Origin of the sequence: Paraplanobispora takensis, from assembly GCF_016863195.1 — a bacterium.
Lineage (GTDB): Bacteria > Actinomycetota > Actinomycetes > Streptosporangiales > Streptosporangiaceae > Planobispora > Planobispora takensis.
On the sequence record NZ_BOOK01000012.1, the window covers coordinates 59,791 to 85,580 of the forward strand.

Annotated in this window: 21 protein-coding genes and 1 pseudogene; 2 read left to right on the top strand and 20 right to left on the bottom strand. The window is 71.8% G+C overall.

Features of this window, described 5'->3' with window-relative positions:
* The first annotated feature begins 31 nt into the window (after nt 1–31).
* Nucleotides 32–1,066, top strand: coding sequence for a GNAT family N-acetyltransferase (locus tag Pta02_RS09220; protein ID WP_203874293.1), 1,035 nt, complete (start codon nt 32–34; stop codon nt 1,064–1,066).
* Between the two features lie 225 nt (nt 1,067–1,291).
* Here the strand turns inward: Pta02_RS09220 and Pta02_RS41865 are convergent.
* A pseudogene (locus Pta02_RS41865) lies at nt 1,292–1,762 on the bottom strand (Clp protease N-terminal domain-containing protein); the annotation flags it as partial.
* 205 nt (nt 1,763–1,967) lie between these two features.
* Here Pta02_RS41865 and add point away from each other — a divergent pair.
* Nucleotides 1,968–2,978 carry an adenosine deaminase gene (gene add, locus Pta02_RS09230; RefSeq protein WP_203874295.1) on the top strand — a complete coding sequence of 337 codons (1,011 nt, stop codon included), beginning with the start codon at nt 1,968–1,970 and terminating at the stop codon, nt 2,976–2,978.
* A 45-nt stretch (nt 2,979–3,023) separates the two neighbouring features.
* Here the strand turns inward: add and Pta02_RS09235 are convergent, their stop codons facing one another.
* The 19 genes from Pta02_RS09235 to tal all read right to left on the bottom strand — a co-directional run bounded on the left by Pta02_RS09235 (nt 3,024) and on the right by tal (nt 25,789).
* Nucleotides 3,024–4,019: a methyl-accepting chemotaxis protein gene (locus Pta02_RS09235; RefSeq protein ID WP_203874296.1), complete on the bottom strand. Its 996-nt coding sequence runs from the start codon at nt 4,017–4,019 to the stop codon at nt 3,024–3,026.
* A 100-nt stretch (nt 4,020–4,119) separates the two neighbouring features.
* Nucleotides 4,120–4,491: a response regulator gene (locus Pta02_RS09240; RefSeq protein WP_203874297.1), complete on the bottom strand. Its 372-nt coding sequence runs from the start codon at nt 4,489–4,491 to the stop codon at nt 4,120–4,122.
* The gene (locus tag Pta02_RS09245) at nt 4,488–4,751 is read right to left on the bottom strand and encodes a hypothetical protein (protein WP_203874298.1); all 264 of its coding nucleotides are present in this window, start codon (nt 4,749–4,751) and stop codon (nt 4,488–4,490) included. Before Pta02_RS09245 ends, Pta02_RS09240 begins: the two co-directional genes overlap by 4 nt.
* Nucleotides 4,732–7,116: a chemotaxis protein CheA gene (locus tag Pta02_RS09250; protein WP_203874299.1), complete on the bottom strand. Its 2,385-nt coding sequence runs from the start codon at nt 7,114–7,116 to the stop codon at nt 4,732–4,734. Before Pta02_RS09250 ends, Pta02_RS09245 begins: the two co-directional genes overlap by 20 nt.
* A complete protein-coding gene (locus Pta02_RS09255) occupies nt 7,113–7,517 on the bottom strand; it encodes a response regulator (protein WP_203874300.1) in 405 nt (134 codons plus the stop codon). The genes Pta02_RS09250 and Pta02_RS09255 overlap by 4 nt, the downstream gene beginning before the upstream one ends.
* Nucleotides 7,514–8,410 carry a CheR family methyltransferase gene (locus tag Pta02_RS09260; RefSeq protein ID WP_203874301.1) on the bottom strand — a complete coding sequence of 299 codons (897 nt, stop codon included), beginning with the start codon at nt 8,408–8,410 and terminating at the stop codon, nt 7,514–7,516. The genes Pta02_RS09255 and Pta02_RS09260 overlap by 4 nt, the downstream gene beginning before the upstream one ends.
* A gap of 8 nt (nt 8,411–8,418) precedes the next feature.
* Nucleotides 8,419–9,027 carry a HEAT repeat domain-containing protein gene (locus tag Pta02_RS09265; RefSeq protein ID WP_203874302.1) on the bottom strand — a complete coding sequence of 203 codons (609 nt, stop codon included), beginning with the start codon at nt 9,025–9,027 and terminating at the stop codon, nt 8,419–8,421.
* Nucleotides 9,028–9,055: 28 nt separating this feature from the next.
* The gene (gene cheB / locus Pta02_RS09270) at nt 9,056–10,159 is read right to left on the bottom strand and encodes a chemotaxis-specific protein-glutamate methyltransferase CheB (protein ID WP_203874303.1); all 1,104 of its coding nucleotides are present in this window, start codon (nt 10,157–10,159) and stop codon (nt 9,056–9,058) included.
* A gap of 14 nt (nt 10,160–10,173) precedes the next feature.
* Entirely contained in the window at nt 10,174–11,793 is a 1,620-nt protein-coding gene (locus tag Pta02_RS09275; RefSeq protein ID WP_203874304.1) for a chemotaxis protein CheW, read from the bottom strand.
* 11 nt (nt 11,794–11,804) lie between these two features.
* Nucleotides 11,805–13,751 carry a methyl-accepting chemotaxis protein gene (locus tag Pta02_RS09280; protein ID WP_203874305.1) on the bottom strand — a complete coding sequence of 649 codons (1,947 nt, stop codon included), beginning with the start codon at nt 13,749–13,751 and terminating at the stop codon, nt 11,805–11,807.
* 378 nt (nt 13,752–14,129) lie between these two features.
* A complete protein-coding gene (locus Pta02_RS09285; RefSeq protein WP_203874306.1) occupies nt 14,130–14,663 on the bottom strand; it encodes a GAF domain-containing protein in 534 nt (177 codons plus the stop codon).
* Nucleotides 14,660–14,971 carry a hypothetical protein gene (locus Pta02_RS09290; protein ID WP_203874307.1) on the bottom strand — a complete coding sequence of 104 codons (312 nt, stop codon included), beginning with the start codon at nt 14,969–14,971 and terminating at the stop codon, nt 14,660–14,662. Before Pta02_RS09290 ends, Pta02_RS09285 begins: the two co-directional genes overlap by 4 nt.
* 312 nt (nt 14,972–15,283) lie before the next feature.
* Entirely contained in the window at nt 15,284–17,326 is a 2,043-nt protein-coding gene (locus tag Pta02_RS09295; protein WP_203874308.1) for a S8 family serine peptidase, read from the bottom strand.
* Nucleotides 17,327–17,478: 152 nt separating this feature from the next.
* Nucleotides 17,479–19,122 carry a phospholipase A2 gene (locus Pta02_RS09300; protein ID WP_203874309.1) on the bottom strand — a complete coding sequence of 548 codons (1,644 nt, stop codon included), beginning with the start codon at nt 19,120–19,122 and terminating at the stop codon, nt 17,479–17,481.
* 499 nt (nt 19,123–19,621) lie between these two features.
* Nucleotides 19,622–20,395, bottom strand: coding sequence for a 6-phosphogluconolactonase (gene pgl, locus Pta02_RS09305; RefSeq protein WP_203874310.1), 774 nt, complete (start codon nt 20,393–20,395; stop codon nt 19,622–19,624).
* Nucleotides 20,396–20,525: 130 nt separating this feature from the next.
* Nucleotides 20,526–21,440 (bottom strand): glucose-6-phosphate dehydrogenase assembly protein OpcA, encoded by a 915-nt coding sequence (locus tag Pta02_RS09310; RefSeq protein ID WP_203874311.1) that lies wholly within the window; start codon nt 21,438–21,440, stop codon nt 20,526–20,528.
* Between the two features lies 1 nt (nt 21,441).
* The gene (zwf, locus tag Pta02_RS09315) at nt 21,442–23,013 is read right to left on the bottom strand and encodes a glucose-6-phosphate dehydrogenase (RefSeq protein ID WP_203874353.1); all 1,572 of its coding nucleotides are present in this window, start codon (nt 23,011–23,013) and stop codon (nt 21,442–21,444) included.
* Nucleotides 23,014–23,057: 44 nt separating this feature from the next.
* Nucleotides 23,058–24,680 (bottom strand): phosphoglucose isomerase-related protein, encoded by a 1,623-nt coding sequence (locus Pta02_RS09320; protein WP_203874312.1) that lies wholly within the window; start codon nt 24,678–24,680, stop codon nt 23,058–23,060.
* A 5-nt stretch (nt 24,681–24,685) separates the two neighbouring features.
* Nucleotides 24,686–25,789, bottom strand: a complete 1,104-nt coding sequence (gene tal / locus Pta02_RS09325) for a transaldolase (RefSeq protein WP_203874313.1) — start codon at nt 25,787–25,789, stop codon at nt 24,686–24,688.
* Nucleotide 25,790 lies beyond the last annotated feature (1 nt).

Below are 25,790 nucleotides of genomic sequence, written 5' to 3' on the forward strand. Positions count from 1 at the left end.
CAGGATGTTCTCCGACGGAGGGAGCGTTCTGATGGGGTTTCTGCGGATTCGTACGACGGTTGACGAGCGACCGGGACGGCTGGCGTCGCTGGCCGCCGCGCTCGCGGAGAAGGGCGGCAACATCCTCGGCCTGAGCGTCCAGCCGGACGTCGACGGCACGGTGGACGAGTTCGTCGCGGAGATCCCGGCCGCGCCCGAGGTCGTGCGCGAGGCCCTGGAGGCGGCCGGCGGGCGCCGGGTCCAGGTGGTGGCGGCCACCGCCCACGAGCTGACCGACGAGCCCACCCGCGTGCTCCTGCTCGCCTCCCGCCTGCGCTCGGCGCCCTGGCGGCTGCCTCAGCTCCTGGCCGAGCTGCTGCGCGCCGACGACGCCCGGTGGGTCTATGGTGCGGAGATGAGCGACCTGCCCGACCCGACCCTGCTGACCGTGCCGGTCGCCCCGCGACGGGCGATCCGGCTGCGCCGCGCCGAGCTGCCCTTCACCCTGACCGAGGCCGCCCGGGCCGCCTCCTTCGTACGGCTGGCGCAGCCCCCGGCCGAGGCCGCCGCCTCGGCCGAGCGGGCCGTCAAGCTGGCCGACGGCACCGAGACGCAGGTCAGGCCGCTCACCATGATGTACCGCGAGGCCGTGCGCGACCTGCACGAGCGCTGCTCGCCCGAGAGCCGCCGCTTCCGCTACTTCACCGCGATGCCCGCGCTGCCGCCCCGCATCTTCGAGCGACTGTGCGACCGCACCCGCGGCCACTCCCTGGTCGCCGGGTTCGACGGGCAGGTGGTCGCCCTGGCCAACCTGATGTTCACCCCCGACCCCGGGATCGCCGAGATGGCCTTCCTGATCGAGGACCGCTGGCAGGGCAGGGGCCTGGGCGCGGCGCTGGCCAGGATGCTCGTCGCCCAGGCCAGGGACCTGGGCTTCGCGGAGGTGAAGGCGACCCTGCTGTCGGACAACGCGCGCATGCGCAGGCTTCTGCTCTCGCTCGGCGCGACCCTGAGCTACACCGAGGACCCCGGCGTGGTCGAGGCCAGGCTGGCGATAGGCGTGATGGCGACGGCATCCCCGAGCTGACCCGTCACTTCGGCTTTCCGGTCCGGAGGAGCTCAGGGCCTCCGGACCGGAAGGTCATCCGTTCTGCTCTCGCCTCTCCTGCGGAGGCTCCTCACCGGGCGCGCCGCTCTGCGGCTCCCCGGGATCGGCCGGGGCCCCCATGGCGTCCAGGCGCCGTTCGATCCGGTCCAGGCTCTCCTGGATGCGGTCCAGCTTCGCGCTGAACGACAGTCCGGTGGAGAAGAACGCCTCCTCGGAGGTGGAGACGCGCTCGCGCCGGCCGCCCCGCTCGATCAACGCGATCACGGCGCTCCGCACGGCCTCCAGCCGCACCCCCTGCTTGGTGAGCACCTGCGCCGCCACGCCCTCGCCCTCGCGGATCAGGCCCAGCAGGATGTGCTCGGTCCCGATGTAGCTGTGGTGCATGTTGAGGGCCTCCCGCAGGGACAGCTCCAGCACCTTCTTGGCGCGCGGGGTGAAGGGGATGTGCCCGGACACGGCGCCCGACCCCTGACCGATGATCTCCTCGATGTCGCTGCGGACCTGCTCACGGCTGACGTCGAAGCTCTGCAGCGCGCGGGCGGCGGCGCCGTCCTCCTCTCCGACCAGGCCGAGCAGCAGATGCTCGGTGCCGATGTAGTTGTGGCTGAGCCGGCGGGCCTCCTCCTGGGCCAGGACCACGACGCGGCGGGCACGGTCGGTGAAACGCTCGAACACGGGCGGCCTCCGTGGGGGGTATCGAGTTGCCCTTGGAACCCACTATGCGCCAGTTCACCCGTCCAGGGGGAGGACGTAGCGCCGGAGAATCCCATATGTGCCCGGGGACGTGGCCCTGAGCCCCTGATAGATAATCTTACAGATTTATGTGAGATTAACGCCGAAAGTCTGGCGTCCCTGGCGGGCGATGCCTAGGTTCGGCGCCATGACGATCCACGCGTTCATCGACGCCCTGCCCAAGGTCGAACTCCACGTCCACCTCATCGGCTCCGCCTCCGTGCCGACCGTCCTGGAGCTGTCGCGCCGGCATCCCGGCAGCGGGGTGCCGACCACGGAGGAGGAACTGCGGGCGTTCTACGTCTTCCGCGACTTCGCGGACTTCGCCCGGGTCTACCAGAGGGTCAACGCGCTGGTCCGCGAGCCCGAGGACGTGGCCACCCTGGTGACGGGCCTGGCCAGGGACCTGGCCGGGCAGAACGGGCGCTACGTCGAGGTGACGGTCACGCCGTACGCCCACCACGTGGTCGGCATGCCGATGCGGGCCGTGACCGAGGCGCTGGACATCGCCGCCCGGCGCTCACTGGAGGAGCACGGCGTGCGGGTCGGCTACATCTTCGACATCCCCGGCGAGTACGGCGCCGAGGCCGCCCGGATCACTCTGGACCACGCCCTCGGGGAACCTCCCCGGGATCTGGTGGCCTTCGGCCTGGCCGGGATCGAGCAGGAACGCGTGCGCCACCGCGACGCCTTCCGGGACGCCTTCCGCGCGGCCACGGCCGCCGGCCTGCACAGCGTCCCGCACGCGGGGGAGATGACCGGCCCGGAGACCGTCTGGGAGGTCGTCGACCACCTCGGCGCCGAGCGCGTCGGGCACGGCATCTCCTGCCTGGACGACCCCCGCCTGGTGGCGCACCTGCGCGAGAGGCGGATCCCGCTGGACGTCTGCCCCACCTCCAACGTGCGCACCGGCCAGGTGGCCCGCATCGAGGACCACCCGCTGCCGCGCCTGCTGCGGGAAGGGCTGTTCGTCACGCTCAACAGCGACGACCCGCCCATGTTCGCCACCACGCTGACCGACGAGTACCGCGTCGCCGCCGACGTCTTCGGCCTCGACCGCACAGCCCTGGCCGCCCTGGCCCGCAACGCGGTCACCGCCTCCTACCTCGGCCCCGGGGCCAAGCGGGAACTGCTGGCCGAGATCGACGCGCTGGCCTGAGGAGCGCCCGGTCGCGGGCCGTACGGGCGCGGAGCCGGTGCGGGCTCAGAACAGCTCGATCGCGGGCAGGGCCGTCTGGGCCACGGCGGTGCCCGTGGCGGCGGCGTGGCTGGCGCGCTGGCGGGCCATCACGTGGCGGTCGCGCAGCTCGTCGACGTGCTGGACGCCCGCCAGCAGGTCCTCGGCCGCGGTCTCGCCGCGGGTGTAGCCCACGACGTCCTGCACCTGCCGCTGGACCTCCTCCACGGCGGTGCCGACGTGCTCGATCATCTGCCGGCTGATGTCCTGGCTCTGGATCTCGCCGACCGCCTCGGTGGTGCTGTGGGTCAGCGCCGAGGAGGTACGCGAGACCTGGTCGGCCGCGTTGACGGTGTCGGTGAGCACCTCGTCGAACATCTCGCCCAGCCTGCGCTGGGTCTCCACGACGCTGAGCAGCCGCCGGGTCACCGCCGTCTCCTGGCCCGTCATGACGGACCCGAGGTCGAACTCGGCGGCCATGTCGGCCTCCACCGAGCTGTCGTCGGTGATGGCCAGGTGCAGCCGGTTGGTCAGCTCCCTGATGCTGGAGCCGATGTCCTGGGCGGCCTTGCTCGACTCCTCGGCCAGCTCGCGCACCTCGTCGGCCACGACGGAGAAGCCCTTTCCGGCCTCGCCCGCGCGGGTCGCCTCGATCTTCGCGTTCAGCGCCAGGATGTTCGTGGCCCGGCTGACGGCGTCGATCGCCGCGACGTGGCGGTTCAGGCCGCGCACCTCCTCCACCAGCTCGGCCATGCGGTGGTCGCGCTGGGCGAAGTAGCGGATGAGGCCGAGCACGAGCCGGCTGTTGGACTCGCTCATCTCCCCGAGCTGGCGCTGGGTCATGTCGACCGCCCTGGCCAGGCTGGCCACGTCGCCGGCCATCGTCCCGGCGAGCGCGTCGACCTCCTCCATGCGCCCGAGGGTCGTCATCGCCGACTCCTCGGTGTAGTCGACGATGTCCTTCAGGTGCGCCGTCATGACGTCGCAGTACGCGGGCAGCGGGGAGAGCGCGCGCGCGATCACTTCTCCGTCGGCGCGTGCCGGTTCCACGGCCGCGGGACGGCGCCGGGTCAACTTTCGCCCCCAGCCGAACATCGGATTCCCCCTCGTGTCGCCGGAGCCCTCAGGCGCCCGGTACAACCTGCTTGATGACACCGAGCAACTGGTCGGACTGGACCGGCTTGACGAGCCAGCCCGTGGCGCCGGCGGCCTTGCCCTCGGCGCGCTTCCCGGCCTCGGACTCCGTGGTGAGCATCAGGATCGGGGTGAAGCGCATCCCGGCGGTCTTGCGGACCTCGCGGGTGAAGGTGATGCCGTCCATCTGCGGCATGTTCACGTCACTGATGATCAGGTCCGGGCGCAGGCCGCCGGTGATCTTAGTGAGGGCCTCCTTGCCGTGGGAGGCGGTTTCCACGCCGTAGCCGGCCTTGACGAGCACCGACTTGATGCTCATGAGCATGGTGGCTGAGTCGTCGACGAGCATGATGGTTTTCATGATGAAGCTTCCAATTCTTTGTTTCTTTTCCCCAGCAGGGGCATGATGTGAGTGGAGAGAAACGGGTCAAGTGGCCTGCTCACCACTGTCGGCCGGAAGAAGAGCAGGAGCTGGAGCGCTCCGGTATGCAAATGGGTGCAACCTCGCAGGTTCACCCGCGGCCGGTCGGTGGAGCGCAGCCAGCCGGCCAGCGGCTCCACCTCCTCGACGGTCAGCGTCCCGGTGATGGTCGCGGTGTTGTCACGCAGCGTGAGCGGCAACGCCGAGCACCTCCTTCATGTTGAGAACCAGCAGGACCAGGCCGTCCCCGAGCAGGGCGGTCCCGGAGAAGGCCGGATGGTCGGCCAGCAGGCCTTCCATCGGCTTGAGGATCACATCGACCTCACGGTGGAAGCGCTCGACCAGCAGGCCCACCTTCTGGCCGCCCACCCACATCACCAGCACGTCGCGGGTGGCTCCGGCGGGGGACCACGGCATGCGCAGCGTGCCGGCCAGGTCGACCACCGGCACGACCTCGCCGCGCAGCTGGATCACCTCCTGGCGCAGCACCCGCCCGATCTCGCCCGCGGGCACCCGTACGGTCTCCACGACCGCGTCGACCGGCACGCCGAAGCGCTGCCCGGCGACGCTGAAGACCATCACCTGGGTCACCGCCATGGACAGCGGCAGCCGGAGCCGGACGACGGTCCCGGCGCCCCGCTCGGAGCGCATCGTGACGGTCCCGCCGAGCCGCTCGACGCTGGCCTTGACGGCGTCCATGCCGACTCCGCGGCCGGAGACGTCCGAGACGGTCTCCGCGGTGGAGAAGCCCGGCAGGAACAGCAGGTTCACCGCCTCGGCCTCGGGAAGCGTCTCCAGCTGCTCCTCGGTGATGAGACCCTTCTCATAGGCCTTGCGCTTGACCCGCTCGGGGTCCACGCCCGCGCCGTCGTCGGCGACCTCGATGACGACCGCGTCCCCGTCGGAGACGGCGGTCAGGCGGATCGTCGCGGTCGCCTCCTTGCCCGCCTCCACCCGGACCCTGGGCGCCTCGACGCCGTGGTCGAGGCTGTTGCGCACCAGGTGCACCAGCGGGTCGCCGAGGGCCTCGATGACGTCCTTGTCGGCCATCGTGTCCTCACCGTCGGTGACCAGCTCGACCGACTTGCCGAGCTTGCGGCCCAGGTCGCGCACCAGGCGCGGGAAACGGGCGAAGGCCACCGACAGGGGCAGCATCCGCACGTCCATCACGGCGGCCTGCAGTTCCTCGGCGATGCGGTGCATCCCGGCGTACTGGTCCTTGATCCGCCGTCCCAGGATCCGGTTGCCGAACTCCTCCTCGGCCGAGGCGGCCAGGAAGGTCAGCGCGTTCTTGGCCACGTTCAGCTCGCCCACCAGCTCCATCAGCCGGTCGACCTTCTCCTGCTCGACCTTCAGGGTCCGCGACCCGACCTTGCCGCCGTCCGCGGCGCCGTCGGCGGGGTGGAGCGCGGCCGGGGCCGTCTCCTCCGCGGGGCCGGCGGGTGCGAGCGACCGTACGGTCTCCTCGGCGGGAGCCGGTACGGCCTCCTCCGCGACGACCGCCGTCTCCAGCGCGGCGAGCAGCGCGCGGGCCGCGGCTTCGACGCTCTCGGCGTCGTGCGCGGGGAACTCCACGTCGCGCCCCAGGGCGCGGGCGACGGACTGGACCGCCCGCTCCACCGAGGAGACGCGGGCCGCGCGGGCGGCCGCCTCCTGCGGCAGGGCGGACAGGACGTGCAGCGCCGCCTCCAGCAGGGCCCGCGCGTCCTGGGCCTGCTCCGCGTCGCCCAGCCGGATCCCGGCCTCGGCCACCGCGGCGGCCTCCCCGGCGAGCAGGCGGGTCAGGGCGGTCGCGCCGAGGTCGGCGATCTCCACCTGCTCCGGGACGTACCTGAAAAGGTACTCCAGCTCGCCGGTCGCCGCCCGGGTGGCGAGCACGAAGCTCAGCAGGCAGGCGTACTCGTCGTACTCGGCGGCCTGCGGCCAGGCGGCCGGGGTCACGGGTACGAAGCGCTCCGCCGCGGGGACCTGGCGCAGCAGGTGCAGCGGGTCCTCGCCGCGGAAGTAGCAGTCCTCCTCCGGGGTGTAGCGCACGAAGCGCAGGCTCGCGGAGGTGGCCTCCAGCCAGGAGGCGGTCGTCTCCAGCCACTCCTCGCCGAGCGCGCCCACCCACTGCGGCGCGGTCGCGGCGGGTGCCGGGGCGGCCTGCGGGCCGTGCCCGGCCGGAGCCGGGGAGTCCTGACCGCCCAGCGGGGCGCGCAGGCGGCCGATCAGCACCGCGCCGTCGGCGTTGGCCGAGGACGGCAGCCGCTCGGTGGTGGTGACGTGGGCCAGCCAGCCCCGCATGAGGTCGAAGGCGGCCAGCAGGTCGTCCGTCATGGTCGCGTCGAGCTCCAGCCGGCCGCCGCGCACGGCGTCCAGCAGGTCCTCGGCGGCGTGGGTGAGCCGGGTCAGCTCGGGGAAGTCGAACAGTCCCGAGGAGCCCTTGATGGTGTGCGCGGCCCGGAAGACCTCGTTGACGAGGTCGGCGTCGTGCGGTTCGCGCTCCAGCCGCAGCAGGCCCTCGTCCACCTGCGAGAGCAGGTCGTCGGCCTCGGCCAGGAACTGGGCGAGCAGGGGGTTCACGGCGTCTCCTCCCGGACCGGCGCGGTGGCGGTGAGCATGGTGGCCAGCCGTACCAGGCGGGCGCCGTCGACCGGCTTGACCAGATAGAGGTTGGCGCCGGCGGCGTAGGCCCGGTCGGCGTCGTGGACGCCGTCCTCGGTGCTGACCATGATGATCGGCGCGTCCGTGCCGACCGGCTCGCCCCGAAGCGCCTCCACGCAGGCGTAGCCGTCCATCTTGGGCATGTTCACATCCACCACGAACAGGTCGAACGGGGTCTGCAGGGCGAGCTCGACCGCCTCCAGGCCGTTGACCGCCTCGCTGACCCGGAAGGCCGCCTCCGACAGCAGCTGCCGGTGGTAGTAGCGCACGGTCGCGGCGTCGTCGACGACGAGGACGTGGGGGGTGCGGTCGGTGCTCATCGGGTCACTCCGGTGGTCGGTCGCTGGTACACCAGGCCCTCGGGAAGGCGGCACGGTGCGAAGATGGGTGAGATCCGGCTCATCGACTCGGAATGGCCGAGGAACAGGTAGCCGCCCGGGCGCAGAGCGCCGTAGAGGTTCTCGGCGGCGCGACGGCTGGACAGCTCGTCGAAGTAGATCAGCACGTTCCTGCAGAAGATCACGTCGAACATCTCGAACGAGCGCATCTGCTCGGTGTCGGTGATGTTGATCTGCGCGAACGAGATGGCCGAGCGGATGTCGGCGGAGATCTGGTGGTACCCGCCGCCCGTCGGGGCGAAGTGCCGCGCCAGCCAGGTCGGCGGGACCCGCTGCAGCGACCGGGTGCCGTAGATGCCGCGCTGGGCGTGGGCCAGCACGTTGGTGTCGATGTCGGCGGCGTGGATCTCCACGTCGACGCTGTCGATCAGCGGCCACTCCTCCAGCAGGCGCAGCGCGATGGAGTACGGCTCCTCGCCGGTCGAGCACGGCAGGGACAGGATCCGCACCGGCCCGGTCTGCCCGGTGCGGGCGCGCTGCGTCATCACCGAGGGCAGGACCGAGTTCAGCAGGCTGTCGAACTGGTAGTCCTCGCGCAGGAAGTACGTCTCGTTGACGGTGAGCTGGTTGATCATCTTCTGGACCAGCTCCGGGCGGATGCCCAGCCGGATCGAGGAGAACCAGGAGGCGAAGTCGCCCTCGCCGGAGTCCTGGATGCAGGCGCCCACCCGCTTGTCGACGAAGTAGCGCTTGGACGGGGCGAACTGGATGCCGGTGCGGCGGTAGAAGAACTCGCGGAACCGCTCGAAGTCGGTGTCGCTCAGGACGAAGCCGCCCTCGGTCCCGGAGTCCCCGGAGGTCACGGTCATGTTCATGACGGCGCTCACCCGTCCAGGGACGGCAGCGCCGCGTCGATGGTGAAGCGCAGGAAGGGGTCGTCCCGGAACCGCTCGCCGACGGCCTGCAGCAGCGCCCGGTGCTCGGCGCCGGCCAGCGGCAGCAGCGCGTCGACGGCGGAGGCCACCACGTTGGGGTGCCGGTCGGCGGAGACCATCTCCACCAGCCACCGCACGGCCTCGGGGCTGGCCAGGTCGGCCATGACCATGGCGGTCAGGATCCGCACGTCGTGGTCGGGGTCGAGGACCAGCTGCGGCAGCAGCGGCGCCACGCCGTTGGGCATCGCCGCCAGCGCCTCCACCACGGCGGTGCGCAGCGCGGCGTCGTCGCTGCGCAGGTGCACCGCCAGGCCGGTGGCCACCTCGGCCTCGTCACGGGCGGCCAGTACGGTCAGCACGGCCTCGCGCACGGCGGCGTCCTCCTCCACCGCCACCCGCTCCAGCAGGGCCGGGACAGCCGTGGGCTCGGCGCCGAGCGCGAGCGCGGCACGGCGCCGGCGGTCGGCGTCGGCGTCGGTCAGCGCCGCGATGAGCAGGCGCGGGTCGGTGTCGGGGGCCTGCGGTGGGGTGTCCACCGCACGGCGGACGAGTGCCATGATGTCTTCCTTCGCAAGGGGGGTCCGGTCAGCGGACCCAGTCGATGAGGTGTTGTGCGATCTGCTGGTTGGGCAGTACGACCGTGGCGCCGCCCCGGCGGACGAGGTCGCCCGGCATGCCCCAGACCACCGCGGTCTCCTCGGCCTCGGCGAGGGTGCGCCCGCCGGCGGCCTTGACCGCGGTCATCTCCTCGGCGCCGTCGTCGCCCATCCCGGTCAGCTGCACGCAGACCAGGCGTCCGGGGTCGATGCAGCGGGTGGCGGAGGCCACCAGCCGGTCCACGCTCGGGTGCCAGCGGTAGGAGGAGCCGGCCGGCACGGACTTGACCACCAGGCCGTCGAGGCCGCGGGCGATGACGACGTCGGCGTCGCCGCGCCCGATGTAGATGTTGCCGGGCCGCATCGGCATCGACCGGGTGACCTCGTGCACGTTCAGCTCGCACGCCGCGTCCAGCCGCTTGGCCAGGGCCGCGGTGAAGGAGGCCGGGATGTGCTGGGCCACCACGATCGGGGCGGGGAAGGAACGCGGCAGCCGGGAGAGGATCTCCGACAGCAGGACCGGCCCGCCGGTGGAGGAGCCGATCAGCACCGCGTCGGCCGGAGCGGCCTCCGTCCGGAGCGCGGAGGCGCGCCGGCGGCCGGGGACGGAGGCGGAGGCCGAGGCCGAGGAGGCCTCGGTGATCCGCGTGCGCTGGGTGCGCAGCCGGGCGGCCAGGCCGCCGCTGCGGCGCACCCGCGCCGCAGAGGCCGCGCGGACCTTGGCGACCAGTTCGGCGGCGACGTCCTCCAGATTGAGGGAGACCGTGCCGCCGGGCTTGGCCACGTAGTCCACGGCCCCGGCGGCCAGCGCCTCCAGGGTGACGAGGGCGCCCTCGTCGGTGAGGGAGGAGACCATGACCACGGGTCGCGGATCCTGCCTCATGATCTCCGTCAGGCACGTCAGGCCGTCCATCTCCGGCATGTTGACGTCGAGGGTGACCACGTCGGGCTGGACGCGCTGGACCTGGTCGAGCGCGTCCACCCCGTTGCGTGCCGTGTGCACCTCGAAGTCTCCGGTGTCGGTGAGGATCCGCTTGATGACCTTGCGCATCAGGGCGGAGTCGTCGACGACGAGGACGCTCGTGGCGGACATGACCTTCCTTCCGTTCAGGCGGCTGCGAGGGCGGGCTTGGACGTCACCTTGCTCAGCGCCTGCGCCTGCTCGGCGGCCAGCAGCTGGTCGGCCTGCACGAGCATGAGCATGCGCTGCTGCTCGGGCAGGTTGGCCACCCTGGTGACCAGGCTGGCCTGCTCGGCCGAGAGCTCCGGAGCCGGCTCCAGCACGGACTTGGCCACCCGGGCGACCTCGGCGACGGAGTCGACGACGAATCCGGTGCGCACGCCGCCGATGATCAGCACCACGATGCGCTGGCGGTCGTCGCGCTCGGAGCGCTCCAGGCCCAGACGCGTGCGCAGGTCGACCACCGGCAGCACCGTGCCGCGCAGGTTGACCAGGCCCTCGACGAACTCGTAGGTCTTCGGCACCCGGATCAGGCTCTCCGGAACCCGGATGATCTCCTGGACCGCGTCCACGTCGACCGCGTACTCCTCCTCGTCGAGCCGGAAGACGACGAAGAGCTCCTCGTCCCCGCGGCCGTCGTCGGCGATGTCCATCTGCGGCTCTCCTTCCGTCGTCTCCTCCGCCTCGAAGCCGTCGAGGTGAGCGGCGAGCTCCGCCTGCGTCGCGGAGTCGAACATCCGGTCGATGCTCAGCACCGACACCAGGCGCTTGCCGTCGTCGAGCCGGCAGACCGACTCGACCTCGGTGGCGCGCCCGGCCGTGCCGACCACGTCGGGCAGCGCGGCGACCAGGTCGTGGGGCACGCGCAGAACCTCGCGCACCGTGTCCATGACCACGCCGACCACGCTCTCGCCGCCCAGCGACACCACGACGATGCGGTTGCGCGGCTCCAGCGGGGTGACCTCCAGCCCGAACACGCGGCGCATGCTGAGCACCGGCAGGAGCCTGCCGCGCAGGTCCATGACACCCAGCACGTTCCGGCCGGCGTTCGGGATCCGGCTGACCTCCTCGGGGGCCTGGACGATCTCCTGCACCCGGTCGATGGGCAGCGCGTACTCCTGGCCGTCGACGGTGAAGCTGACCAGCTCCAGGGTGTCGGCGAGGTCGTCGGAGGCGCCCTCGTCGGCCGCCGTGGCGGCGGTGCGGGAGTCACCCGCGCCGCGGTGCCGGGCCAGCAGCGCGAACTGCGTGCCCACCAGGCGGTCCACGTCCAGGATGGTGGTCATCTCCTCACCGCCGGACTTGATGACCCCGACCAGGATGTCGGAGTTCACCGTGGCCTGCACCGTGTCGGCCGGCTCCACCGCCTCGCGGTCGACGCTGACCACGCTGGCCACGCGGTCGACCACGAAGCCCAGCGGGACCCCGCCGTCGACCACGATCACGCGGGTCGTCTCGTCGTGCTCGGCGTCGGCCAGGGCGCAGCAGGAGCGCAGGCTCACCACCGGCAGCACCCGGCCGCGCAGGTTGGCCAGGCCCTCCAGGCTGGCCGGTCCCAGCGGGACCCGGACCAGGTCGGGCATCCGGATGATCTCCTGGACCCGGTCCATCGGGAACGCGTAGCGCTCGCCGTCCATGTCGAAGGTGACGTAGTCGGCGCTGCCGGCGTCGTCGGCCTCCACGACGGACAGGCCGTCGGGCTCCGGCGCGCTCGTCTCGCGCTCGTCGAGGTCACTCATCGTGTCCTCCTTCTTCTTTCTCGCCATCGCCGGCTCCGTCAGTTGCTGTTCTGGAGGTCGTCGGCGAGTGCCGCGATCTCCTCGACGGCCGCGGCGAGGTCCTCGGCGCCCTGCGCCTGCTGCTTGGCCGCGGCGGCGGCCTGCCCGGCGAGCTGGTCGGACTCGGTGGCCGCCGCGGAGATCTGGTCGAGGCCGGTCTTGACCTGGCCCATGGCGGCGGCGATCTCCTGGGCGGAGTCGCGCACCAGCGCGTTGCCGGAGCGGACCTCGGCCATGTCGTGCTCGATCTCCACCAGGCGGGAGGTGGTCGCCTTGGCGGCCTCCACCTCGGCCAGGGCCAGCCGGCTGGTCTCCTCCAGGTCGGCGCGGACCTCGACGATGCGGTCCTGCACCGCCTTGACCAGGTCCTTGATGCGGTCGGCGTTCTCGGCCGAGTCGCGGGCCAGGTTGCGGATGTCGGTGGAGACCACGGCGAAGCCCTTGCCGAACTCGCCGGCGCGGGCCGACTCGACCGAGCCGTTGACGGCCAGCATGTTGGTCTGGATGGACACGTTCGCGATGGCGTCCACGATCTTGTCGATCCGCCGGGAGACCAGCTCCAGCTCGACGACCTGGCGGGCGCTGTCCATGCCGGCGCGGGCCGCCCCGGCGATCGCCTCGATGGTGGCGTCGACGGACTCCTTGTTCTCGACCAGGAGCTGGATCATGGTGTCGGCTTTCTCGACCGCGGCGCCGCCGCGGTTCTGGGCCAGCTGGGCGCCCTGCTCGATCTGCACCAGCGCGCCCGCGGCGTCCTGAGCCTTGCCGGCGGCGCTCTGGGCGCCGGAGGAGATCTGGGCGATCGCGGTGGAGATCTGGGCGGCGGCCCGGTTGATCTCCTCGACGGCGGCCGACAGCTCCTCGGCGGCCGAGGCCACCTCCTCGGCGCTCTTGCTGACGTCGGTGCTGGTGCGCAGCCCGTCGGCGATCTCGGCCAGCTCCTCGGCGGCCTGCTCGCTCTGCTGCAGCGCGGCGCCCTGCTGGCCGACGGTCTGCAGGGACTCCTCGGTGGCGGCCGACTGCTGCTCGGCGGCGGCGGCGATCTCCTCGGAGCGGACCTTGGCGTCGGCGGCGGCCTTCTCGGCCTGGGCGGAGGCGGCGGCCATCTCGGTCGCGCCCTCCATGATCTGCGTCATGTCCTCGCGGATCTGGTCGAGCTGGGCGGTGATCGCCTTGCCCTTCTCGACCTCGCCGCGGGCGGTCTCGGCGGACTGCTGCACGCTGGCGGCGACGGTGTTGACGCCCTGGCGCACCTCGTCGATGAGGTCGCGGATCTGGCGGGCGCTGCGCTCGCTGGTCTCGGCCAGGGTGCGCACCTCGTCGGCCACGACCGCGAAGCCCTTGCCGTGCTGGCGGGCGCGGGCGGCCTCGATGGCGGCGTTCAGCGCCAGCAGGTTGGTCTGGTCGGCGATGTGGGCGACCGTCTTGACGATCTCCCCGATCTCGTCGGCCTGCTTCTCCAGCTCGCTGATGACCTTCACCGAGCTGGCCTGCCGGTCGGAGGCGCTCTCGACGTTGCGCAGCATGGCGTCGATGCCGGTCTTGGTCTCGACCAGCAGGCGCTGCAGTGCGCTGCTGACCTCCTCGATCTTGCCGGTGGCCTGCTGCTGGATCTTGATGCGCTCCTCGACCTTGGTGACGACGGCGAGGCTCTGCTGGGTGGCGCTGGAGGCCTCCTCGGCGCCGGAGGCGATCTGCTGCATCGCGTCGCGCAGCTGGCGCGAGGCCTCGGCGGCCTGGGCGTTCTGCGCGGAGATCTCCGCGGTGGCCGCGGCGATGCGCTCGGCGGCCTGCTGCTGCTTGGCCACGGAGCGGGCCCGGCGGCGGGCGTCGTTGTCGGCGCGGGAGCCCGCGGAACGCGAGGCCGCCGGGCGCGGGGTCTCGAAGTTGACGGTGTTGCCGGCGCCGTTGATCGAGTGACCGTTCGGCGAACTGGTGAGAGGCATGGTTTCCTTGGCTCCTCGTAGAACCTGGTCCGGGTTTTTCGTGGTCTGCCTTCGCGGTCGTCTCCGGGCGGAGCCGGTGCGCCCGCGAGGGGCTGGGGGCCCGGAACAGATCCGGGGAAGAGCGCCCCGCCCATCCGGCCGAGCCGCCTGGGCGTGTCGCACCCTTCCGATCGGAAGGTGCCCGCCGTTGTTGAGGGGACCAAAGTCCATCGACGGTTGCAGGGCGGGTGCGCTCGTCCCGCCGGTGAAACCGCGACGGCCCGGCTCTCGAAGAGGGCCCGGCGCGTGTGGACGGCGGGGCGCTCCTCCCCTGAAAACCACTTCGGCCCGGGCCTTGGAGAAGGCCCGGGCCGAAGCTCACGGATGTCAGGGTGTCCATCACCCGCAGGCGGCGGCCTCCGGGACGGTGTGCCGGTACCGCTGGAGCAGCCGGACGATCTCCCCGGCGGTCTCCCGCAGGACCTCGACGTCGGCCTCGCCGTACTCGTGCGGCTCGACGCCGATGACGCAGTGCCCGCCAAGGATCTGGCCGCCGGGGGCGATCAGCGGAACCCCGGCGTAGCTGCGCGCGCCCTCGACGACCACCATCGGGTTGTCGTGCTGGACCGGGTCGGCCGACAGGTCCGTCACCGTGTACGGCCGGCCGCTGCGCACCACCTCGGCGCAGAAGGCCCACTCGCCGGGGGTGCCGCCGAGCTCGGTGATCCAGCTGTCGGGCAGGCCGTGCGTGCCGGCGAACAGCTGGACGCTGTCGAGCAGGACGGTGACCAGCGAGATCGGCTGCCCGAGCCGCTCGGCGGTGCGGCGGGTGATCGTGTCCAGCGCGGCACGCAGCCCGGGGTCGGCCAGGTCGTAGGAGGCGACCTCGGTGAGCCGCTCCAGGCCGGTCAGGGCGGTCAGATCGGTGTTCACTTCTCGCTCCCGGTCATGTCGTAGGCGGCGGCCAGCCGCCGGTAGCTGTGCAGCCGGATGTTCAGGGAGCGCCCGCACAGGGCGGTGACCGGATGGTGGTCGCGCATCACCTGGATGAACCGCTCCAGGGCGGCCTCGCCGGTCTCGGCGCCGGTCATCTGCGCCCGGTCGAGCAGCTCGATCCATATCCGCCGGGCGTCCGGCTCGCCGTACACCGCCACCAGCGCGGTACGCGCGTCGGCGAGGGTCGGCGCGGCCAGGCCGTAGATGTCGGCGCCGGAGCCGGGCGGCGGGAGCGGGGCTGTCATCGGGGTGCCTCCTCGGAAGGCGGGATCGGCGGGCGGACCGCGGAGATCGGACGAATGCCGCGGGATCGGGTGGAGGTGGAGAGGTCCGCGGCGACCGGCATGTCAGGCGCCGCGACGGCGGACGGGCCCCGCGGCCGGTGATCGGCCCGTGCGGGATCACCGGCCTGTGACTGCCCATCGGCAGCCGCCGCCCCGGCCTGAGAGCTTCACTTCTCCGGCAAGTCCCGCCTGAGAGCTTCACCTCCCCGGCGATGCCCGGGCCCCCGGGCGCGGATGCGCCCGGGGGCCCGTTCACCTGCTCAGGAGACACGCCTAGAACGTCAGCACCCATCCGGCGATGTGGCCCGAGTCGCCCGCCGTGACGTCTTCGACGCGGAGCCTCCACGTCCCGTTCATCGGCGAGGCACCGGCGTCCACCCGGTAGGTCTCCTCGATGACGTCTCCGCCGTCCTTGGGGGCGGGTGCCCGCAGCGGGTACACCCGGCCGTTCGGGCCGATGAGATCGATCTTCAGGTCGCCCCGCCAGGAGTGATGGACGTCGACGTAGACCGTCGTGACGGCCGGGGCGTTGCCGGACATGCCGCCCACCGTGATGGACGACTGCGCGGTGCCCCGGTCGGGGATGTCGTACTCGGTGCCGTTGCCGAACTGGGGGAATGCCAGCATCCATCCGAAGATGCGTCCGGTGTCGTTCTTCTTGACGTCCTGGACGCGGAGTCTCCACGTTCCGACGGCCGGCGAGGCGCTGGCGTCCACCCGGTAGGTCTCGTGGATGAAGTCCCCGTCGTCCTTGGGGGCGGGTGCCCGCAGCGGATACACCTTGCCGTTCGGGCCGATGAGATCGATCTTCAGGTCGCCCCGCCAGGAGTGGTGCACGTCGGTGTACACCTCGAGTACGGCCGGGGCGTTGCCGAAGATCCCCTCCACCTGGGTCCGCGACTCCGCGACGCCCTGGTCGGGGATGGCGTACTCGGTCCGGTTGTCGTAGGTGGCAGGGGACGCCGGCTCCGGGCCGGGCCCCGCCCCCAGGGCCGCGTCGTCGAGCTGGAGCCGCGGAGTGGTGGCGCCCGCGTAGGCGACGGCCTTGCCGGTGGTCTTCATGGCCGTCTCCAGCTCCGCCACCGTCTTGCCGAGGAAGGCCTGGCGGAGCACCGCGAAGGCCCCGGTCACGTGCGGGGCGGCCATCGAGGTGCCGCTCATCGGCGCCCATCCGCCGCCGGGCATCGAGGAGACGATCGCCGTCCCGGGGGCGAACACGTCCAGCAGCGGGCCGCGGTTGCTGAAGCCGGACACCTCGTCCTGGACGGTGGTGCTGCCCACCGTGACAGCCGAGGACACGCAGGCGGGCGCGTTCACCGCGTCGCCGAACCCGTCGTTGCCGGCCGCCACGACCGTGGCCACCCCGGCCGCCAGGAGGTCGTCGATGGCCTGCTTGCGCGGGTCGTCGTCACACGGCGCGGTGTAGCGGCCCCCGCCCAGGCTCAGGTTGGCGGCCACCACCGGCGTCCCGCTCTCCTTGAGCTGCAGGACCTTGTCCAGTCCCGCCAGCTGGGCGCTGGTGAAGCTCAGCACGCACGGCGCGGCCCCCGGTCCGCAGAAGTCCTCCGACTCGAACTTGCTGAACACCTGGATCGCGACGAGCTCGGCCGCGGGGGCGACGCCGGCGGGCGGGGCGCCGGCGAGGTTCTGGCCGTCACCGGCCACGATCCCGGCCACGTGCGTGCCGTGGTCGCAGTCGAGGGCCGCGTCCGCGCACGGCCCGCTCTCCGCGTCGGCCGCCCCGGCCCCTTCCTGCTGGTCGGCGCCGCCGGGGCAGAGACTGGATGCGGAGTAGTCGGGATCGGAGGGCGAGAAGCACGCCTCGGCGACCACCCGGCCCCGCAGGAAGGGGTGGTTGACGGCGACGCCGGTGTCCAGCACGGCCACCACGCTCCCCGCGCCGGTCATGCCCGCCTCCCGGGTGCGGTCCCCGCCGATCAGCGAGACGCTCTGGGTCAGCACCGGTGGCACCGGCCGGTCCTCGGTGACGCTGACCACGCCCGGCAGGCGGGTCAGCCGATCCAGCGCCGCCTGGTCCACGCTCAAAGTGACCACCGGCAGCCGGGACAGCCTCTGCAGCACCCGGCCGGAGCTCGCCGCGTCCGGCATCTCCTGCCGGGTCCTGGTGACGACGTTCACCCTGACCCGGCCGCCGCCGGCGACCCGCTCGCGTAATCCCTGATCCACCTGCGGGGGCGCCGAAGCGGCCTGCCCATGCGTGCTCACCGGCGCGGCAGCGGCCGGTGCGCTCCCGATTCCTGCGATTGCCGTGGCCGCCAGCGCCATGACGACGCAGGAGATGATCGATTTTTTCATGCAAGTTCCGCCTAAGAGCGAAGAGACCCATGCTTCATGGAGAGCTGACCGGGGGCGTGCCTGCACCGGCCGGACGGCGGGGGCCCGCCGTCCGGCCGCCACGCTCAGCGTGGTTCAGGAGGGTTGATCAGGTGTCGACCCGGGAGGGGTGATCAGGTGTCGACCGGAGTCGCGTTCGCACCGTTGCGGGGGTTGCCTCTGGCCTTGACCGCTTTCCAGTAGGTGTACGCGTAGCTCCTGCAGAGGGGCCTCTTGATCTTCGAGTACGCGGGACAGGTGTAGTCGCGCAGAGTGACGTGGAACAAGCTGTCGACATCGAGTTTGCGGCCGATGTCGAGCCAGCGGATGTAGTGCCGGTAGACGTTGCCGATCAGCCCGTAACCGTAGTCGTGCATGTCGCAGGCCGAGCGGAAGTCGAAGCCCGAGGGCTTGTCCGGAGCCGACGTGCAGTGGTCGTGTTTGATGCCCACGACCCAGGCGCGGGTGGGAAGCTGCTTCCAGGCCGGCTTCCTCCAGCCGTAGTGCGCCACCCAGGCCGAGTAGCATTCGGCCCTGGTGTACCACAGCCACGTATAGGCGTAGTAGCAGGTCCGGGGATTGGCCTGGACGCCGGAGACGTCGCCGGGGAGGAACTCGCCCGGGGCCGGTCCGGTGGTGTCGGGGTCGTATCCCTGGATGGGACCGCCGGGAACCGGTCTGCCGGGATCGGTGGAGGTCGCGGTGGGAACCGCGCTGCCCGCCGCGAAGGACAGCTGCCAGCCGCCGAGGTCGCGCGAGTCGACGGAGGACAGGCGTCCGACCGCGTCGTAGGCGTAGGTCGCCTGGGGGGAGGCGTCCGTGCTGGGGTTGATCATGGTACGGAGCAGGCCGGACGGGTCGTACCCGTAGCGGGCCACGGTCTGCGGGGCCGTGGCGCCGGAGGTGATCGTGATCTCCTTGAGCCGGCCCGCGTAGTCGCCGAACGCGGCGGCGGTGGCGGTGGTCGCCGTGGCGTAGTGGACGGTCAGCAGTTCCTCGGGGACGTCGCCGGCGGCCGGCTCCCTGATGGTGCTGACCCGCCCCTGGGCGTCGTACCCCACCGATGAGGTGCCGTGGGCGGTGTTGCCCAGGCCCGTCACCCTCCAGGTGTCGGCGCTCTGCAGGCCGTCCAGCCGGGTCCAGCTGTAGGTCAGGTTGAGCGCCGCCGAGCTGAGCGGGGCGCCGTCGGCGTCGGTGAAGGCGTCGTCGCCCTCCTCCAACTGCTGGTCGCCGAGCTTCGTCGCGACCGTCTCGGAGATCGAGGTGCGCATCGCCCCGGCCGCCGAATCCCACCGGGTCGTCTCGGTGACCTTGGACCCGTCGGGGGCCTCGTAGCGCTGGACGCCGCCGCCGCCGGGGAAGGAGACGCTGCTGCGCAGCTCGTAGCGGACGCTCTCGCCCTCGGCGAGGTCGGTGACGAGGACGGCGCCGCTCTGGACCTCCAGCTTCCGGTTGATCGTCCCGCCGAGGAACTCCGCCTGCCAGCCGGGGCCGAAGACCGAGAGGTCGGGACGGGCGGGGGGAGCCGACTGCGGGCGGGCCAGGCCGCCGTCCACGGCGATCACACCGTGCTTGCGGCCGATCAGACCGGCCGACACGTCGGTTTCGCTGATTTTGAAGACGCCGGTGTCGGAGAGGTACTGACCGGGGCCGACCTGCTGGACCGGGACCGGGTCGGGGTCCTCGGTGGTGCGGGCCGAGGCGGAGGCGGATGCCGTGGGGAAGATCAGGGGGAGGAACGCCACCGCGATGGCGGCGGTGCTCGCTAATCGGCGCACGTGCGGCTCCTTGGGGGGTGAGCGAAGTGATCACCTGGAAGGTAAGTGATCAAAGATCGCCCTACAAGCGCCCGCGACGAAGATCACTTAGAGTGATCGTTTACGGCGGTATCATGTCCCCGATGCATCGATCCAACGGGAAGGGCGGCTGTCCGGATTGACGGCGGCCGCCTTTCCTGTTGTGGGGTTTCCCCCGCTCCGCAGTGCGGCCGGGCGAATGCGCCGTGATATCCCCGCAGCTCGGGGGACCCCCGCGGTTCCATCCTGTTGCGCCGTGCGATTGATTCGGCGGATGCCGGAATGTGGTACGACCGATTTCCCGTGGAATTCAATGTGATCACCCGCCGTCGCGCCGGCCTCGATTTTCGACGGCGGGTATTCGCTTGAATTTCTTCCGGTGCGGCTTGACGGAATGAATTTTTTATTCCTGCTGCAATATTCCGGCCGCGGGTTGTCATCCACGGCCGGATCGCCGGCGGGAGCGGCCCGGTGGGGACGGTCAGGGGGAGGAGATCCGGCCGAGGGAGGCGGGGATCTTGGCGGCGGCGGCGCGGTCCAACAGGAACAGGGTGCGCCGGCGGCCGCGGGCCCCGGCGGCCGGGACCTGCACCGGTCCGGCGTCCGACAGCGCGAGCCGTACGGCTCCCGCCTTGTCCTGGCCGGCCGCGACCACCCACACCTCGTTCGCGCCCTGGATGACCGGCAGGCTCAGGCTGATGCGGGTGGGCGGCGGCTTGGGGGAGCCGTGCACGGCCACCGCCGGGCGCGTGTCGTGCAGCGCGGGCATCTCGGGGAACAGCGAGGCGATGTGGGCGTCGGGGCCCATGCCCAGCATCAGCACGTCGAAGGACGGCGCGGGGCCGTGGTCCTCGGGGCGCGCGGCCCGGCGCAGCTCCTCGGTGTAGGCCTCGGCGGACTCCTCGGCGGTCATCCCCGAGCCGGGGCCGCGCATCACGTGCACGCGCTCGGGGTCGAGGTCGACGTGGTCCAGCAGCGCCTTGCGGGCGCCGGTCTCGTTGCGCTCGGGGTCGCCGGAGGGCAGGAAGCGCTCGTCGCCCCACCAGATGTCCAGGCGGCGCCAGTCGACGGCGTCGCGGGCCGGGCTGGCGGCGATCTGGGCCAGCGTGGCGATGCCCACGGTGCCGCCGGTCAGCACCAGCGAGGCCGAACCCCTGGCCGACTGCACGTCGACCAGGCGGGTGATCACCCGGGCGGCGACGGCCTTGGCGAGCATGTCGGCGTCGCGGTGGACGACGACGTTGGGAACACTCACGGCACGCTCTCTCTTACTCACGGGTCTTCGGGAATCTCAGGGGGTCTTCGGGAAATCTCAAGGGTCTTCGGCCGCGGGGACTCGGGAAGACGACCGGCGGGCGCCCCGCGACCGGGGCGCCCGCCGGATGTCAGGAGGACCTGTTGGCCCGGCCGATCCGCCGGACCGCGGCCTCGTAGACCTCGTCGGGGTCGAGCCGGCGCATCTCCTCGGCCAGAAGTTCCGCGGTCGTGCGGCGGGTCAGGGCGACCCGGCGGTCGGGCTGGCCGGGACGCGAGAGCGTGGCCAGCCGGGCGTCCGAACGCGTGATCTTGATGGTGCCCTCGGCCGTGGTGAGCGTCACCCCGGTCAGGCCGGGGCCCTCGGAGTCGGCGACCTTCACCGGGGCGCCGAGCCGTTCGGCGAGCCAGGCGGCCAGCAGCGGTGCGCTGGCGTTGCCGGACGCGGCCTCCACGACGCCCTTCTTGACCTTGCCGACCGGCTGGTCGAACGCGGCGGCCAGCAGGCTGCGCCACGGCGTCAGCCGGGTCCAGGCCAGGTCGGTGTCCCCGGGGACGTAGGAGCGGGCGCGGCCGGCGACCGCCTTGACCGGATCGGACGCCGGGCGGGCGTCGATGATCCGGCGCAGGGCGAGCTGCCCGATCGCGTCCTTGGCCGGGACGTCCGGGCTCTCGCGCGGCCACCAGGCCACCACCGGCGTGTCGGTGAGCAGCAGCGGGCTGACCACCGAGTCGGCGTGCCGGGTCAGCTCGCCGTACAGCCGCAGCAGGATGACCTCGCCCGGCGTGGACTCGCCGATGCGCAGCTCGGCGTCCAGCCGGTTCGGCTCATCGGGGTCGCGGCCGATGACGACCAGTATCCGGGAGGGGTGCTCCCTGGCCGCCTCGGTCGCGGCGCGCACCGCGTCGTACTGCCCGCTCTCGTCGCAGACCACCACCAGGGTCAGCACCATGCCGACCGCCGGGCTGCCCATCTGGTGGCGCAGGTGGGTGAGCTGGGAGGAGATCTTCGACGCCGTCGTGTCGCTGAGCATGAAACTCGTCATCTCAGAGTCTCCTCCACACGCGCCCGTCGCGCGCCATCATCTCGTCGGCCGAGGCGGGACCCCAGGTGCCGGCCGGATAGTCCTCCGGCGGGCCCTGGGAGGCCCAGAACTCCTCGATCGGGTCGAGGATCTTCCAGGACAGCTCGACCTCCCGCTGGTGCGGGAAGAGCGGCGGGTCGCCGATCAGCACGTCCAGCAGCAGCCGCTCGTAGGCCTCGGGGGAGGACTCCATGAACGACTCGCCGTAGGCGAAGTCCATCGAGACGTCCCTGACCTCCATGGCGGTGCCGGGCACCTTGGAGCCGAAGCGCACCGTGATGCCCTCGTCCGGCTGGACCCGGATCACCAGCGCGTTGTGCCCGAGGATCTCGGTGTCGTCCTTGCTGAACGGCAGGTGCGGGGCCTTCTGGAACACCACGGCGACCTCGGTCACCCGGCGGCCCAGCCGCTTGCCGGTGCGCAGGTAGAACGGCACTCCGGCCCAGCGGCGGTTGGCGATCTCCACCTTGATGGCGGCGTAGGTCTCGGTGATGGAGTTGTCGGGGATGCCCTCCTCCTCCGTGTAGCCGACGACCGGCTGACCGCCCTGCCAGCCCGCGGCGTAGCGGCCGCGGGCGGTCGAGCGGGCCAGGTCGCCCGGGAGCTGCACGGCCTTGAGGACCTTCTCCTTCTCCCGGCGCAGCGAGTCCGCGCCGAAGGAGGTCGGATCCTCCATCGCCACCAGCGCCAGCAGCTGGAGCAGGTGGTTCTGGATCACGTCACGGGCCGCGCCGATGCCGTCGTAGTATCCCGCCCGGCCACCGATGCCGATGTCCTCGGCCATCGTGATCTGGACGTGGTCGACGTAACCCCGGTTCCAGATCGGCTCGAACAGGTTGTTGGCGAACCGCAGCGCCATGATGTTCTGGACGGTCTCCTTGCCCAGATAGTGGTCGATGCGGAAGACCGAGCTCTCCGGGAAGACCGCGCTGGTGATCGCGTTGAGCTCCTGGGCGCTCTTCAGGTCGTGCCCGAACGGCTTCTCGATCACCACGCGGCGCCAGGACGCCTCCGGGCCGTGCGCGAGATCGGTCCGCTTGAGCTGCTGGACCACGACCGGGAAGAACTTCGGCGGCACCGACAGGTAGAAGCCGTAGTTGCCGCCGGTGCCCCGGGTCTCGTCGATCTCCTTGAGCATCATCGCCAGCGCGTCGAACGCGCCGTCGTCGGTGAACTCGCCCGGGCAGAAGAAGATGCCCTCCGACAGCTGCTTCCAGACCTCTTCGCGGTACGGCGTGCGCGCGTGCTGCTTGATCGCGTCATGCGTGAGCTGCGCGAAGTCCTGGTCGCGCCACTCGCGGCGGGCGAAGCCCACCAGGGAGAAGCCCGGGGGCAGCAGCCCCCGGTTGGCCAGGTCGTAGATCGCCGGCAGCAGCTTCTTGCGTGCCAGGTCACCGGTCACACCGAACAGCACCAGCACGCACGGCCCCGCCACCCGCGGCAGGCGCTTGTCGCGCGGGTCGCGCAGCGGGTTGGCCGCCACGATCTCCTCGGTGATCCCGGTGGTCGCCGCCGCGGACGCCGTGGACGCCATGGCCACGGAGTCCTCGGCGTGCGTCGGCGGCTTGGACTCGGCCATCAGAGCTCCCGTGCTGCCTGGAGCAGGCGCGCGACACCGGCGGCGCGGTCGGTCAGGTGCAGCCGTACGGTCGGGCGGGCCCGCTTGACCAGGGCGCCCTGGTCGCCCAGCGCCTGCGCGAGCTGCAGGCGGCCCAGGGTGTACGGCTTGCCGGGCACCTCGATGTCTGTCTCGTTGGCCCCGGTGATCTGCAGGAACACCCCGTTCTGCGGCCCGCCCTTGTGGTACTGGCCGGTGGAGTGCAGGAATCGGGGCCCCCACCCGAAGGTGACGGGCCGGTCGGTCCGGTGCGCCAGCAGGGCGCGCAGCGTGAGCGGGTCGGCCGCGCTCCAGGCGTCGGTCATCTCCTCGAAGGAGGCGTCGTCGGCCACGGGGACGTCGAAGGCCGCCTCCCGGTCGAGGTACGTCATGATCGACATGTAGCCGCGCTCGGGGATGGCGTGCAGCAGCCGGGTGAAGACCTCGATCAGGTCCTTGGCGCCCTCGGCCTCGGCGCCGTACACCTCGACGGGACCGTCGACCAGGGCCGGAGTGCCGGACGGCAGCTCGCCGGCGGACAGCAGCGCGCCGGTGTTCTCCTTGGACTCGGTCACGTTCGGCTGGTTGAACGGGTCTATGCCGAGCACCCGCCCGGCGATCGCCGTGGCGTACTCCCAGACCAGGAACTGCGCGCCCAGCGGGCCGCTGACCGTCACCGAGCCGTCGGAGTCGATCCCGGCGACCAGTTCGTCGTCGGCCTCGTTGGGGTCGGCGCCGACGACCGGCAGGATGCCCTTGGCGGACTTGCCGGTGGACTCGGCCACCAGCTGCTCGATCCAGTCGGGCAGACCGTTGATCTCCGACATGCTGTCCTCGAGGAGGAGCTTGTCGCGCCCGGCCGCGGCGGCGGCGCCCAGGGCGGCGCCCAGCTCCAGGCCGGGGTTGCCCTCGGCCTGGGCCAGCAGCGGCCGCACCGCGGCGGCGTCGTCGAGCAGCTGCTCCACATCGGCCCCGGCCAGCGCGCTGGGCACCAGGCCGAAGGCCGACAGGGCGCTGTAGCGGCCGCCCACGTTGGGGTCGGCGAGGATGACCGGGTAGCCCGCCTCGATCGCGGACTGCTCCAGCGGCGAGCCGGGGTCGGTGACCACGACGATCCGGCCGGCCGGGTCGATGCCGGCCTCGCGGAAGGCCTGCTCGTAGATGCGCCGGTGGCTGTCGGTCTCGACGGTGCCGCCGCTCTTGCTGGCCACCACGACGACGGTCCGCTCGATCCGGTCGCCCAGGGCGCGCGCGACCTGGGCGGGATCGGTGGTGTCGAGCACGGTCAGCGGCACGTCGGCGGTGGCGCAGATGACCTCGGGGGCCAGGGAGGAGCCGCCCATGCCGGCCAGGACCACGTGGTCCAGGCCCTCGGCGCGGGTGCGCTCGACCAGCTTGCCGATCTCGGGCAGGAGCTCCCTGCTGGTGAGGGGGAGGTTGAGCCAGCCCAGGCGGATGGCCGCCTCGGCGTGGGCGTCCTCGCCCCACAGCGCCGGGTCGCCGCCCGCCAGGGCCTCGTGGACCCCCTCGGAGACGAGTCGGCGGGTCTCCTCGGCGGCCAGCTCGGCCAGGCGCTCCTCGTTGAACGTCACGGAGACTGACATGGCCGTCACGCCTTCCGGAGCTCGGCGCTGACGGTGGCCAGGAGCTCGGTCCAGGACGCCTCGAACTTCTGCACGCCCTCCTCCTCCAGCGCCCGTACGACGTCGTCGTAGTCGATGCCGGCCTCCTTGAGGGCGGCCATGGTGTTCCAGGCCTCCTCGTAGCTGCCGCGGACGGTGTCGCCGGTGAGGTTCCCGTGGTCGGCGACGGCGTCGAGGGTCTTCTCCGGCATGGTGTTGACCGTGCCGGCGGTGACCAGCTCGTCGACGTAGAGGGTGTCGGGGTAGCTGGGGTCCTTGGTGCCGGTGGAGGCCCACAGCGGGCGCTGGGGCCGCGCCCCGGCGGCGCGCAGCTCCTGCCAGCGCGGGGAGTTCATCACTTCCTCGAAGGCGGCGAAGGCCAGGCGCGCGTTGGCGACTGCGGCCTTGCCCTTGAGCGCCTTCGCCTCCGGCGAGTCCGCCTTGTCCAGGCGCTTGTCGATCTCGGTGTCGACGCGGCTGACGAAGAAGGAGGCCACGGACTCGATCTCCGCCAGGTTCAGGCCCGCGGCCTTGGCCTGCTCCAGGCCGGTCAGCCAGGCGTCCATCACCGCGCGGTAGCGCTCCAGGGAGAAGATCAGCGTGACGTTGACGCTGATGCCCTCCGCGATGGCCTGGGTGATCGCGGGCAGGCCCTCGACCGTCGCCGGGATCTTGATGAACAGGTTGGGCCGGTCGACCATCCACCACAGCGCGCGCGCCTCGGCGATCGTCTTGGCGGTCTCCCTGGCCAGGCGCGGGTCCACCTCGATGGACACCCGGCCGTCGACGCCGGAGGTGGCGTCGTAGACCGGCCGCAGCACGTCGGCGGCCCAGCGGATGTCGTAGGTGGTGATGACGCGCACCGCCTCCTCGACGTCCACGCCGCGGATGGCCAGGTCGTGCAGCTGGGTGTCGTAGGCGTCGCCCTTGCTGAGGGCGGAGGCGAAGATCGTCGGGTTGGAGGTGACGCCGACCACCTGCTTGTCCCGGATCAGGGCCTCCAGGTTGCCGGTGCGCAGGCGCTCGCGGCTGATGTCGTCCAGCCAGATGGAGACGCCCTGGCCGGAGAGGTTCTTCAGGATCTCACTCATG

What these genes read in the sequence shown, in the direction of transcription:
- Pta02_RS09220 (WP_203874293.1), top strand. Translation starts at nt 32, where the DNA reads ATGGGGTTTCTGCGGATTCGTACGACGGTTGACGAGCGACCGGGACGG.
- add (WP_203874295.1), top strand. Translation starts at nt 1,968, where the DNA reads ATGACGATCCACGCGTTCATCGACGCCCTGCCCAAGGTCGAACTCCAC.
- Pta02_RS09240 (WP_203874297.1), bottom strand. Translation starts at nt 4,491, where the DNA reads ATGAAAACCATCATGCTCGTCGACGACTCAGCCACCATGCTCATGAGC.
- Pta02_RS09255 (WP_203874300.1), bottom strand. Translation starts at nt 7,517, where the DNA reads ATGAGCACCGACCGCACCCCCCACGTCCTCGTCGTCGACGACGCCGCG.
- Pta02_RS09260 (WP_203874301.1), bottom strand. Translation starts at nt 8,410, where the DNA reads ATGAACATGACCGTGACCTCCGGGGACTCCGGGACCGAGGGCGGCTTC.
- Pta02_RS09265 (WP_203874302.1), bottom strand. Translation starts at nt 9,027, where the DNA reads ATGGCACTCGTCCGCCGTGCGGTGGACACCCCACCGCAGGCCCCCGAC.
- cheB (WP_203874303.1), bottom strand. Translation starts at nt 10,159, where the DNA reads ATGTCCGCCACGAGCGTCCTCGTCGTCGACGACTCCGCCCTGATGCGC.
- Pta02_RS09275 (WP_203874304.1), bottom strand. Translation starts at nt 11,793, where the DNA reads ATGGCGAGAAAGAAGAAGGAGGACACGATGAGTGACCTCGACGAGCGC.
- Pta02_RS09280 (WP_203874305.1), bottom strand. Translation starts at nt 13,751, where the DNA reads ATGCCTCTCACCAGTTCGCCGAACGGTCACTCGATCAACGGCGCCGGC.
- Pta02_RS09290 (WP_203874307.1), bottom strand. Translation starts at nt 14,971, where the DNA reads ATGACAGCCCCGCTCCCGCCGCCCGGCTCCGGCGCCGACATCTACGGC.
- Pta02_RS09295 (WP_203874308.1), bottom strand. Translation starts at nt 17,326, where the DNA reads ATGAAAAAATCGATCATCTCCTGCGTCGTCATGGCGCTGGCGGCCACG.
- Pta02_RS09310 (WP_203874311.1), bottom strand. Translation starts at nt 21,440, where the DNA reads ATGACGAGTTTCATGCTCAGCGACACGACGGCGTCGAAGATCTCCTCC.
- zwf (WP_203874353.1), bottom strand. Translation starts at nt 23,013, where the DNA reads ATGGCGTCCACGGCGTCCGCGGCGGCGACCACCGGGATCACCGAGGAG.
- Pta02_RS09320 (WP_203874312.1), bottom strand. Translation starts at nt 24,680, where the DNA reads ATGTCAGTCTCCGTGACGTTCAACGAGGAGCGCCTGGCCGAGCTGGCC.
- tal (WP_203874313.1), bottom strand. Translation starts at nt 25,789, where the DNA reads ATGAGTGAGATCCTGAAGAACCTCTCCGGCCAGGGCGTCTCCATCTGG.